This is a genomic window from Thermodesulfobacteriota bacterium, from assembly GCA_040758155.1.
Classification (GTDB): Bacteria; Desulfobacterota; Deferrimicrobia; order Deferrimicrobiales; family Deferrimicrobiaceae; genus UBA2219.
Map to the genome: position 1 here is coordinate 1 of JBFLWB010000139.1, position 11,794 is coordinate 11,794.

The 11,794-nt window shown below is 62.2% G+C and carries 8 protein-coding genes; 1 reads left to right on the top strand and 7 read right to left on the bottom strand.

The features are described 5' to 3' along the window. The 3 genes from AB1346_09185 to AB1346_09195 all read right to left on the bottom strand — a co-directional run. On the bottom strand, nucleotides 1-1,671 hold a 1,671-nt coding region (locus tag AB1346_09185), incomplete at its 3' end, for an efflux RND transporter permease subunit (GenBank protein MEW6720610.1). Next, nucleotides 1,586-2,698, bottom strand: coding sequence for an efflux RND transporter periplasmic adaptor subunit (locus tag AB1346_09190; GenBank protein ID MEW6720611.1), 1,113 nt, complete (start codon nucleotides 2,696-2,698; stop codon nucleotides 1,586-1,588). The genes AB1346_09185 and AB1346_09190, both read right to left, overlap by 86 nt. 14 nt (nucleotides 2,699-2,712) lie before the next feature. Next, nucleotides 2,713-3,351 carry an NAD(P)H-dependent oxidoreductase gene (locus AB1346_09195; protein MEW6720612.1) on the bottom strand — a complete coding sequence of 213 codons (639 nt, stop codon included), beginning with the start codon at nucleotides 3,349-3,351 and terminating at the stop codon, nucleotides 2,713-2,715. Between the two features lie 247 nt (nucleotides 3,352-3,598). Between AB1346_09195 and AB1346_09200 the strand changes: the two genes are divergently transcribed. Continuing rightward, complete coding sequence (locus tag AB1346_09200; GenBank protein MEW6720613.1) at nucleotides 3,599-5,149, top strand: sigma 54-interacting transcriptional regulator; 1,551 nt, start codon at nucleotides 3,599-3,601, stop codon at nucleotides 5,147-5,149. A gap of 114 nt (nucleotides 5,150-5,263) precedes the next feature. On the opposite strand, the gene gyrB is transcribed toward AB1346_09200, so the two are convergent. From gyrB to AB1346_09220, 4 genes are all read right to left on the bottom strand, one after another. Further along, nucleotides 5,264-7,720 carry a DNA topoisomerase (ATP-hydrolyzing) subunit B gene (gene gyrB / locus AB1346_09205; protein MEW6720614.1) on the bottom strand — a complete coding sequence of 819 codons (2,457 nt, stop codon included), beginning with the start codon at nucleotides 7,718-7,720 and terminating at the stop codon, nucleotides 5,264-5,266. A 132-nt stretch (nucleotides 7,721-7,852) separates the two neighbouring features. Continuing rightward, on the bottom strand, nucleotides 7,853-8,977 hold the full coding sequence (dnaN, locus tag AB1346_09210) for a DNA polymerase III subunit beta (protein ID MEW6720615.1): 1,125 nt from the start codon (nucleotides 8,975-8,977) through the stop codon (nucleotides 7,853-7,855). A gap of 185 nt (nucleotides 8,978-9,162) precedes the next feature. Continuing rightward, nucleotides 9,163-10,503, bottom strand: coding sequence for a chromosomal replication initiator protein DnaA (gene dnaA / locus AB1346_09215; GenBank protein ID MEW6720616.1), 1,341 nt, complete (start codon nucleotides 10,501-10,503; stop codon nucleotides 9,163-9,165). 292 nt (nucleotides 10,504-10,795) lie between these two features. Then, nucleotides 10,796-11,743 (bottom strand): hypothetical protein, encoded by a 948-nt coding sequence (locus AB1346_09220; GenBank protein ID MEW6720617.1) that lies wholly within the window; start codon nucleotides 11,741-11,743, stop codon nucleotides 10,796-10,798. Nucleotides 11,744-11,794 lie beyond the last annotated feature (51 nt).

Sequence of the window (11,794 nt, forward strand, 5' to 3'; positions counted from 1 at the left end):
GTAGTTCGTCTGGAGCCGGTCCAGCAGGCTCTTCTTTTCCTCGCCGCGGGCCTCTGCGGCGTCGTGGTCGTGTAATCCCTTCCTGATGAAGAATCTGCAGAGAATGGGGGTAAGCACGACCGCCACGATGAAGGAAACCGCCAGCGCGATCGCAACGGTAATCGGGAGCGCCATGATGAATTCGCCGACCGAGCCGGTCAGGATCAGGAGCGGCAGGAAGGAGGCGATGATGGTGATGGTCGCGGTGAGGACCGGGACGAAGACATCGCTCGCGCTCCGCCAAGCCGCTTCCGGCTTGGGCACCTTCCGGTCCAGGAGCTCGACGTAGTTATCTGCGATCACGATGGCGTCGTCCACCACGATTCCGAGGACCATGATGAGCGCTGCGATCGACACCTGGTGGAGGGCAATGCCGAAGACGTTCATGATGCCGAGGGTGCCGCAAAGGGTCACCGGTATCGCCAGAGCGGCGATGAGAGCAACCCGAAAAGGAAGGAGCACGATCGTCACGATCACCACGGAAATGATGGCGAGAAGGAATTCATGACTGAGCGTCTCAATCCGCTCCTCGACCACTCCCGGCTGGTTGGCGACCAGGTCAAGCTGGACGTCCGGGGGAAGAAGCACCTTGAGGCGCTGGAATACTTCTTCCAGCTTTTCGCCGAGTTCGACGATGTTCTTCCCCTTCTGCATCTCGACCGAGAGGAGCAGGCAGGGGTCGCCGTCGTAGCGCACCTTGAACGTCGGATCCTGATACCGGCGCTCCACCTCGGAGAAGTCCTTGATGTATGCCGGATGTCCCTCCCTCGAAACGTCGACCAGCACGTTCCGGATCTCGTCCTCGGTGTTGAAAACCCCGGTGGTCCTTATGGGGATCTTCGATCGGTCCGCCTCGAAGTCTCCAGCGCTCTGGATGACGTTCCGCTGCCTCAGTGCGTTCGCCACCTGGCCCGGGTCGGCCAGATACTGCGACATCCTTTCGAGGCTGCCGGTGATCCAGATTTCTTCGCCCTGATTTCCGTAGGTTACGAGTTTCCCCACCTCGCGCACGTTGCGCATTTCGTCGTGGATCTTGTCCGCGTAATCGCGGAGCTCTCGGTAGCCGTACTGTTTGCCGTGGATGGCGACCAGCATGGCAACCGTATCGCCGAAATCGGAATCGACCACCGGACCCTGGACGCCCGCCGGGAGTTCGGTACCGCGAACGAGGATCATCTCGTCGCGCAGCTTCGCCCAGAACTGGTCGGAATTCTTTACATTGTCTTCCAGTTCGACGTTGATGATGACGAGGCCGGGGCGGCTGGTCGAAAAAGTCTTCTCCTTCCGCACCTCGGGGAATTTGAAGATGTGTTTTTCGAGGGTCTTCGTTACCTGTTTTTCCACCTGCTCGGAGGTTGCCCCGGGATACATCGCGGCCACGATCCCGGTCCGGATGGTGATCGTCGGATCTTCCGTTCGCTGCATTTTCAGGAAGGCGTAGACGCCGACCAGGACGACCATCGCCGTCAGAATGAGCGTAACGGAAGGATAGCGAAGGGAAAACTTTGTCGGATTCATCTGGAAACCCGTTCCTCTCGGTATTTGTTCATTCGCCGGTCTGCCGTTCCGTTGCTGAGACGACCAGACCATTCCTGAGCTTTCCCTGTCCGGCCAGAACGACCAGCTCGTCACCGGAAAGGCCGCTTCTTATCTCGACATCCCGGTTGAGGACCACGCCGACGTCCACCCGCTTGGTGTATACGCTCCTCTGGCCGGGATAGTAGACGAATACCTGCGTCGCCCCCTGCGGATCGCGCACAATCGCGTCCCCCGGAAGCGTCATCATCGATACCGTCCGGTCCCCGCGTATGGTCGCTTCCGCCACCATCCCCACGCGCAACAGCTTCTCCGGATTCGCCACGGCGATCCTGGCCATGTAGGTTCGAGTACCGGGATCTGCGGAGACGTTGAGGATGCGAACCTTCCCTCCGAACGACTTCCCCGGTAGGGCGGGAACCTTGATGTCCGCCGTCTGTCCGATCCGGACGCGCCGTACGTCCGTTTCCGGCACCCCGACATTCACTTCCACGGGGTTCATCTGGACAATCTCGAAGACAGGGCGTCCCGGAATCGCCGTATCGCCGGGCTCGATCAGCCTTTTCGCGATGTAGCCGCCGATGGGGGCACAGAGCGTTGCATCGGCAAGACGCTTCCGGGTCAACTCTTCCGAGGCAACGGCCTGCTCGTACTGTTGCGCGGATGAATCGACTGCCGCCTTGAATTTCAGGTAATCGTTGGCCGCCAGGCTCTTCGAGTCGTACAAGATCTTCATCCGCCGATGCTCGTCCTCGGCGCGCCGGTATGCGACTTCGGCCTGGTCTTTTTGTGCCTTGGCCGCCGACAGCGTCAACTGGTAATCGGTCGGATCGATGGAGGCGAGAACCTGCCCCTCTCTTACGTAATCCCCTTCCCGCGGCCCGACGTGCACCACTTTGCCGGAAACGAGAAAGCTCGCGTTCGCGGGCGAATCGGGTGTCGAAACCGTCCCGCTCACCGAGATGGTTTCCCTCTCCTGGACCTTCTTTGCCTTCCCGACGATCACGGAGACGACATCGATGCCCGATTCCTTGCCGTGCGTGTTGCCTGTGCAGGCGGTCAGCGCCACTCCCAACAGCGACAGGCATATCGCCGCCGCCAACGGTTTCCTCCGGTCCTTCATCGCCAAGCCTCCTCTCAAAAAACGCGAGCCAGCCCCAACAGCCTGCGCCGCGCTACTTTGTATTTTTCCTTCGCCTCGACGGAACTTCTTTCCGGGTTGTCTGTCGGAAGGAGCACGGTCACCTGATCGGTGACCCCGAGGAATTGGAGAACCGAGCGCAGGTAGGCAACGCTCTGATCCTGCTCCTTTCCAAAGGGGAACGGTGGCCCCGCATGCAGGTGCAGGGATCTTCTGCCCCCGTCGTGAAACGTTCCCTTCGCCCCCTGCGGCGTAAGCCGGTAGGTACGACCGGGAACGCAGATCGCATCGACGTACGTCTTGAACTCGGCCGGGAACCAGAGATTCAGGCTGTGGGTCACGAAGATGTATCTGTCGCAAGCTCCAAACTGGTCGGCCAGACGCCAGATGCGGTAGATCTTGCGTCGCTCTTCATCCGAAAAAAGAGCGTAGCTCTCGTCGCGCCCGATCCGTTCCCAGACGTCGAGAAGGTCCTGATCGATGCGCTGGATGCTGTCCCGGTACAGGTCGAGAAACCGCACCGCCTTTTGAGGATTCCAGCGAAGGTATTCCTCCAGAAATTCATGACCCAGGGAAAGGGAACCGGACGCCTCCGGATTCCTGACATTGCATGTGACGTAGAGCAGGTCGGTCATGATGTTCTCCTGTGCAGCGCTATACCTTGCCCTCGAAGAAAGCGACGAACGTGCCAGAATATTTTGCTTTTTATTTCGATAAGTTACGCAATCAACACCCGCGTTGCCACGAAATGCCGTGATTATTTACACGGAATACTGTGAATTAGTATGAAATTGCGGTATGTTGTGTTTCTAGTTGCGATCGCAAGGTTTTACGGACACCCAACCGTCTGGAGAGACATCCGCGGCACGGTACGAGGCGGCCATGGAAAACCAGGATGGATTTCTCAAGGAAATCACCCTCAGAATCTGCAGCAGCCTGGACATAAAGGAATCGCTGCACAGTGCGTTCGATTACCTGAGGGGGCACCTGCCGCTTGACTTGCTGTCCCTTATCATCCTGGACGAACGGCTGAGCGCGATCCGCCGCATCGCTCAGGCACATGGGGCCGGCGTTGTCCTTCCCGACGAAATCATCCCGCTGCCGGAAGGGATGCGGGAAAAGATCGCGGCGCGGAATTTAGCCGAACCGTTCGTCGTGGACGCGGAAACGGACGACATATTCCGTATCCTCATGCCGCTTTCGAGGTACGAAGGGAACACGGACCTGATCGTGCCGTTGCGCTTGAAGGAAGAGCTGCTCGGAGGGCTGATTCTGCGGGCGGGGGGAGAAGGGAGATATAGAAAAGAACAGGTTGAACTCCTCCGGGATGTCGGCAAGCCGTTTGCGATCGCCCTTGCCAATGCCCTCGCCCATGAAGAGGTGCTCCGCTACCAGGCCATCCTGCTGGACGACAAGCGCTTCCTGAACCGGGAGCTGCGCGGCGGCGCCCCGGACGAAATCATCGGCGGCAACACCGGACTGCGAAACGTGATGGAGATGGTCCGCCAGGTGGCGCCGCTGAACAACACGGTCCTTCTGCTCGGCGAAACCGGAACCGGAAAGGAATTGATCGCCAACGCGATCCACTTCTCCTCCCCGCGCAAGGACGGCCCTTTCATCAAGGTAAACTGCGGCGCCCTCCCGGAGAATCTGATCGACAGCGAGCTGTTCGGCCACGAGAAGGGGGCTTTTACCGGGGCGGTCGCCGAGAGCAGGGGACGGTTCGAGCGGGCCGACGGCGGAACCATTTTTCTCGACGAGCTCGGCGAGCTTCCGCCTTCGGCGCAGCTGCGGCTGCTGCGGGTGCTCCAGTACCACTTGGTGGAGAGATTGGGAGGAAAGCGCCCGATCCCCGTCGACATCCGGGTGATCGCAGCCACGCACCGCAACCTTCAGAGCATGCTGACGGAGGGCAGCTTCCGCGAAGACCTGTGGTACAGGATCAGCGGCTTTCCGATCATCGTTCCGCCGGTGCGGCAGAGGAAGGAGGATGTTCCGGCCCTGACACGCCATTTTCTGGCGGTAAAGAGCAGGGAGCTCGGCATCGCCGCATATCCCTCCATAGCGCCAGGCGCCCTTCTTCGGCTCATGGAGTACGACTGGCCCGGCAACGTGCGCGAGCTGGAGAACCTGGTCGAGCGCGAGTTGATCCGGCACCGTGCCGGACCGCTGACCTTCGAAGAGGTCCTCCCGCCTGAGGGAGGAAGGAAGAAGCCGGCTGCCGCCGGCGAAGCCGCTCCCGGTCTTCCCCTGAAACTGGAAGAAGCCATGTCGGCCCACATCTGCGAGGTGCTAAAACTTGCCAAGGGAAAAATTCACGGTCGCGGAGGGGCCGCGGAGATGTTGGGGATGAACCCCAACACCCTCCGCTGGCGCCTGGACAAGCTCGGTATCATCTACCGCCGCCGGGATCGGAAAAAGACATCAATGTAAAGTCTTCGAGCTTCATGTTTTGCCTGAAGAGACGCTGCCATTATTGGGGCAACTTTTTGTCAGCTTTTCTTCACGATTTGTCAGCTTATCTGCAACCCGACAAATGGACAGTAATTAAATATCCAGCGACGACACGTTCAGCGCGTTCTGCTCGATGAACTCGCGGCGCGGCTCGACCTGGTCGCCCATCAGCCGCGAGAAGATCTCGTCGGCGTCGGTCTCGTCGCCCAGCTCCACGCGCAGCAGGTCGCGCGTCTCCGGGTTCATCGCCGTCTCCCAGAGCTGCTCGGGATTCATCTCGCCCAGACCTTTATAGCGCTGGATCGTCTGCCCCTTCTTGCCCGCCTCCAGCACCTGGTCGAGCAGGCACAGCGGCCCGTCGGCCTCGGGGAAGCTCCCCTCCCCTTCCATCCGGTACGGCGGCGGCAGGGCGTCGCGGATCTGCGCCGACAGCGTCCCCGCCTCGCGCAGGTCGGCCGACGTCATGAGGTGGCTGTCCACGATGCAGTCCATCGGCAGGCCGCCGCGCTTCCACGACAGGCGGCCGCGCACCGCCTCGCTGTCGCCGGAAAGGTCCGGCTCGATCGAGAACGTCGTGTGCGTGACCTCGGGGCGGGAGACCTTCCAGTCCGCCAGCAGCGCCTTGAAGAACTTGAAGGCCGACTTCTCCCCCGAAAGCGCCTCCACCCCTTCCGCCGCCCGCGCCGCAAGCGACATGAAGACGAAGGACGGCAGCCCGCGCCGCTCGGCCCGCACCGCGATCTGCTCCAGCCGGGAGATCTTCGTGAGCCACGCGACGAGCTTCTGCCCCGTGATGGCGCCGTTTCCGCCCGGGGCCGCGGTCACGACCTTCTTCCCCTCCGAGCCGTGATCGATCAGATGCTTGCGGAACGCGGCGTCGTCCTTGAGGTAGGTCATCTCCTTGCCGCGCCGCACGCCGTACAGCGGCGGCTGGGCGATGTAGATGTTCCCCCGGTCGAACAGCTCCTTCATGTTTCGGAAGAAGAAGGTCAGAAGCAGCGTGCGGATGTGCGCGCCGTCGACGTCGGCGTCGGTCATGATGATGATCTTGCCGTACCTCAGGCGCGACGCCTCGTAGTTCTCCTTGCCGATGCCGGTCCCAAGCGCCGTGATCATCACGCGGATCTCCTGGGAGGCCAGCATCTTGTCGATGCGCGCCTTCTCGACGTTGAGGATCTTCCCCTTCAGCGGCAGGATCGCCTGATAGCGCCGGTCGCGCGCCTGCTTGGCGGAGCCGCCCGCCGAGTCCCCTTCCACGAGGAACAGCTCGCAGCGCGCCGGGTCCTTCTCCTGGCAGTCGGCCAGCTTCCCGGGAAGCCCCGCCGCGTCCATCGGCCCCTTGCGCACCAGCTCCTTGGCCTTCCTGGCCGCCTCTCGCGCCCGCGCCGCCTCGAGCCCCTTCTCGATGATCTTCTTCGGGACGGACGGGTTCTCCTCGAAGCAGATCATCAGCTTCTCGTAGACCAGCGAGTCGACCAGCCCCTTGACCTCGTTGTTGCCCAGCTTGTTCTTGGTCTGCCCCTCGAACTGCGGCTCGGGCACCTTCACGGAGATGACGGCCGCCAGCCCCTCGTTGAGGTCGTCGCCGCGCAGGTTCTCCTTGAATCCCTTGAGCAGGTTCCCCTGGTTGGCGTACTGGTTGATCGCGCGCGTCAGCGCCTGCCTAAAACCCGTGAGGTGCGTCCCGCCGTCGTGCGTGTTGATGTTGTTGACGAAGGAGAAGACCGTCTCCTGGTACGAGTCGTTGTACTGGAGCGCCACCTCGATCTGGACGTTGTCCTTCTCCCCTTCGATGAACACCGGCTTCGGGTGGATCGGCGTCTTCGTGCGGTTCAGATGCTTCACGAACTCGACGATGCCGCCCTTGTACTGGAAGTCGTGGCTCTTGCCGTTGCGCTCGTCGAGGATCGAGATCTTCAGCCCCGCGTTGAGGAACGACAGCTCCCGCAGCCGCTGGGAGAGGACGTCGAAGGAGAACTCCGTCTCGGTGAAGATCTCGGCGTCGGGCTTGAAGGTGATGCGCGTGCCGGTCTTGCGCGACTTGCCGGTGACCTTCAGCGGCGAGACGGTCGCGCCGCGGACGAAGCCGATCTGGTGCACCGATCCATCGCGGCGGATCTCGGCGGTCAGCGATTCGGAGAGAGCGTTGACGACGGAGACGCCGACGCCGTGCAGGCCGCCGGATACCTTGTACGTCTCCCGGTCGAACTTTCCGCCGGCGTGCAGGACGGTCAGGACCACCTCGGCGGCGGGCTTCTTCTCCTGCGGCATGATGTCCACGGGGATGCCGCGTCCGTTGTCCTCCACCGTGACCGAGTCGTCGGCGTGGATGACGACCGAAATCGTGTCGCAATGCCCCGCCATCGCCTCGTCGATGGAGTTGTCGACGACCTCGTAGACAAGGTGGTGCAGGCCGTGCGCGTCCGTGCTCCCGATGTACATCGCCGGGCGCTTCCGGACCGCCTCCAGCCCCTTTAAAACCTGAATGTTTTCGCCGGTATATTCCCCGCCGTTCCCGTTGCCCGCGCGGGTATCGTTACCGCTTCCCATACACACCCCGCTCCCTTGAAGGTTAACTGATTGATTATACTCTCCCGGAGAGGGAAGCGGAAAGAAAAGCGGGGGGCGCAAAGCCCCCCGGGGATGGCGATAAGCCCATGAAAAAGTTTACGAATACGACCCCTAGAAGATCCTCATCGGCATCACGATCGCCAGGTAGGACGTGTCCTTCTCGGGACGCAGGATCACCTGGGAAACCTCGTCCTTCATCTGGAGGACCACCTTCTCCTCGAGGATCCCGGAGACCGCATCCTGCAGGTACCTTCCGTTGAAGCCGATCTTCATCGCCGGCCCTTCGTACTCCGTCTCGAGCAGGTCCTGCGCCTCGCCGTGGTCCGGGCTGTTCGACGAGATTTCAAGCTGCTTCCCGGAGAACGAAAGCTTCACGCTGTGCACCTTGTCGGGCGCCATCACTCCCACGCGGCGCAGCACTTCCGAGAAGGCGTTCCGCTCGACCGTCGCCTGAAGAGGATTCGCCTTCGGGATGACCTGCCGGTAGTCGGGGAAATCGGCGTCCAGAAGCCGCACCCAGACCTCCGTGTCGCCTTTCGCAGCGAACAGGAACTTGTCGGAGGCGGACAGTTCGATCGATCCCGGGCCGCTCTCCGCCAGTTTGCGGATTTCCTGGACCCCTTTCTTCGGCACGAGGATCTTCTTCGAGGCAAACAGTCCGCCGATGTTCCCCGCCTCCCCTTCCGCCATCGCCAGCCGGTGCCCGTCGGTGGCCACCATCCGCAGCATCCCGCCCTCGGACTCCTCGGTGCGCTCCATCAGGACGCCGGCAAGGTTGTACCTCGTCTCGTCCGAAGAGGCGAACGACGCCACCGACTCGGCCAGGCGGCGGAACAGCTCCCCGTCGACCGACACCGGTTTTGCCGCGGGCTTCTCCGGCATCTCCGGGAACTCCTGGGAAGGAAGGCCCGCCAGCCGGAAATGCGTCCGGCCCGAGGAGATCTCCACGTAGTTGCCGTCCTTGGCCGCCACCTTCACCGGCGCGTCCTTGGGAAGGACCTTGGCGATGTCGAGCAGCTTGCGCGCCGGCAGGGCGATGGATCCCGGCTCTCCCCCCGCGATCGGCTGGAGGCATCGGATCACGATCTCCAGGTCGGAGGAAACGATCGTGAGCGTCTCACCCGCCACCGTCAGCAGGGCATGCGAGAGGACGGGCATCGTGTGCCTTCTCTCCGCCACCCCCTGGATCCCGGTGAGCACATCGATCAGCTGATCTCTGTCCACAGAGAAGTTCATGTTGTCCTCTTCTTTTTAAGTATTCAAAAGAACCAGTAGTGACAGTAGGGGATGTGGAAACTGTGGAGATCCGCCGCGGAGGCGCGCCGTTGCCGGAAAAGGCGCTGTGGGGAAAAGGTCGATGAACGACGGATCAGACGGCGCCGGTCTGTGGATGGCAAGGACCCTCCCTTTTCTCCACAAGGTTATCCCTCGATTTTCTTCCGCAGGGATTCCACCGCGTTTTTTAAAGATACATCTTCCGTGAGTTTCTTCTCAATTTTTTTTACCGCGTACATCACGGTGGTGTGGTCGCGCCCGCCGAACCGCTGGCCGATGTCGGGGAAGGAGCAGCGCGTCGTCTCCCGCATCAGGTACATGGCGACCTGGCGGGGGACGGCCACGATCTTGTGCTTGCGGTCGGAGCGCAGGTCGGAGACCTTCACCCCGAAATGCTCCGCCGTGAGCTTGAGGATGTTGTCGGGCGAGATGTCCTTCCCCGCGGTGCTTAAGGAAGAGAGGAACGACTTGGCCAGGTCGAGGTTGATCTCCTTGTTCATCAGCGACGCGTGCGCTCCGATGCGGATGAGGTATCCCTCGAGCTCCCGGACGTTGCTCTTCACCACGGAGGCCAGGTAGAGCGCGACGTCTTCCGGGATGTGGATGTTCTCGGCTTCCGCCTTGCTGTTCACGATCGCTATCCGCGTCTCGATGTCGGGCGCCTGGATGTCGGCGACCAGCCCCCACTCGAAGCGAGACTGGATCCGCTCCTCGAGGTCGGGGATCTCCTTCGGGAACTTGTCGCTGGTCACCACGATCTGCTTGCGGGAGGAGTACAGGTCGTTGAAGGTGTGGAAGAACTCCTCCTGCGTCCGCGTCTTCCCCGCGATGAACTGGACGTCGTCCATCAGGAGCAGGTCGGCGTTGCGGTACCGCTCCTTGAACTCCGGCATCCGGTTCGTCCGCATGGAAGCGATCAGCTCGTTGGTGAACTTCTCCGCCGGGATGTAGCAGACCCGCAGGCGGGGGTTCTTCCGGAGCGCCTCGTTCCCGATGGCGTGCAGCAGGTGCGTCTTCCCCAGGCCGACGCCGCCGTAGATGAACAGCGGGTTGTAGCTGTTGCCCGGGTCGTTCGAGACCGCGACGCAGGCGGCGTGGGCGAACTGGTTCCCCGTCCCGATGACGAACCGGTCGAAGGTGTACCGGTTGTTGAGCGATGCGTAGGCCCCCCGGGCGCGGGCGGGCGGCTCCTCGGCGGCCTGGAGGAACTGCGGCGGGGTGACCGGCGGCGGCAGCGTCTCCTCCTCCCCCCCCACGACGATGTCGATGGAAACCTCCTCCCCCAGCTCCTTCCGGGCGGCTTCCACGATCTGGTCGATGTGGTGGTCCTCGATCCACTGCTTGAAGAACTTGTGGGGGGTCGCGATGAACAGGACGCTCCCCTCCCGCGCGACGAAGCGCAGCGGGCGAAGCCAGGTCTCGAAGGTCTGCTCGCTCACCGTGCTTTTCAGCAGGGCGAGGACCTTTTCCCACCCCTTCGAGGTCATAACGCGGGAGGCCGCGCCGGGCGGTCTTCCGGTCCGGAAACGGCCGGGAAACGGTTCATTTTCGGGCTCTTCGGGTCACGTAATGCAGGAAAGTTGCCAACATGGTTGTCCACACCTGTGGATAAACCGGAAAGCGATTTATTTATAATCATTTAGCATGGCTTTTCGGGTGTTTTCCCCCGGGGAATTTTTTCGGTCTGCCGGGCCGCGGGAACCGCCTCCTGGAAGACGCTGGGGTGCCTTGCGAAGGATGCAAGGTACCATACGCGAAAATTTGGAAGCAAGGAGATTTTCACTCGGGCTCGCGGGAGGAAAGTTTCGCCCGATAAAGATCCCAGTTGACAACCACCCGAAGAGCTGTTCTCGCCCGATTCCGCGCCTCCCGGTACTCCTCCGATCCGAGGAAACGGCGCAGCGGACCGCGCTCGGTGGACACCTGTTCCGACGGTTCCCACGGCATCGGCAGGCCGGTGGCGAGGTCGACGAGGCACCCCAGCCGGATCGCGTCCGAGGCCAGCGCCAGGGGGACTCCCGCGAGGTCCCGCGCGATCGCCTGGAAACGGCCCTGCGCCACCGGGTCGAGGTATTGGAAGTAGCGCGAATAGAACAGCGCGGTGTGGAAGTGCTCCGGCACGTCGAGGATGCCGTCGACGGCGAGCTCCCGGGCGAAGGTCCTCGGGAGATGGAACACCTCGTCGAGCAGCCCCAGCCCCGGCCGCACCTGCCCGGGAAGCCGCGGACGGTCGACCGGGAAATCGCTGTCCGGGTTGGACAGGACCAGCCAGAGCATGACCAGCATCCGGAATGACGTGGATTCGGAGAACGGGCCGATCGCGTGGCGCGGGTGGAAGTTCGTAAGCTGCATCCGCAGCTCCACGAGGAGCCGCTCCCGGACCGGTTCCCCCGCGTGGATGTAGATCCGCTGCTCTGAGGGGTCGGCGCAGGAAAGGGAGAGGATCGGGTCCGGATAGCCGAGCCGGGCCAGCCCCCGGTACAGCTCCCCCTCCTCGGCGATCCTGCGGACCTGCCCGAGGTCGTAGCGGCCGAAGAGATGGTTATCGGGGTTCTCCCCGGTCAGGTCGAACAGGACCTCGCTTTCGGTCGCCGCCGGGGACGACGGACGCTCGTCCGCCGACAGGAGGGAGAAGCGGAGGAGGCGGCGCAGGTTGTAGCGCAGGGTGTACCGATCGTCCATGCTCTCCCCTTCCGGTTCGCCCTTCCGGGCGAAACCGGTTGACACGGGCTTCCTGAAAGCAATATATTACACATTTCTCAACGGTTTAGAGTCGCA

Coding starts and splice junctions, on each gene's coding strand:
- AB1346_09190 (MEW6720611.1), bottom strand. CDS start 2,698: ATGAAGGACCGGAGGAAACCGTTGGCGGCGGCGATATGCCTGTCGCTG.
- AB1346_09195 (MEW6720612.1), bottom strand. CDS start 3,351: ATGACCGACCTGCTCTACGTCACATGCAATGTCAGGAATCCGGAGGCG.
- AB1346_09200 (MEW6720613.1), top strand. CDS start 3,599: ATGGAAAACCAGGATGGATTTCTCAAGGAAATCACCCTCAGAATCTGC.
- gyrB (MEW6720614.1), bottom strand. CDS start 7,720: ATGGGAAGCGGTAACGATACCCGCGCGGGCAACGGGAACGGCGGGGAA.
- dnaN (MEW6720615.1), bottom strand. CDS start 8,977: ATGAACTTCTCTGTGGACAGAGATCAGCTGATCGATGTGCTCACCGGG.
- dnaA (MEW6720616.1), bottom strand. CDS start 10,503: ATGACCTCGAAGGGGTGGGAAAAGGTCCTCGCCCTGCTGAAAAGCACG.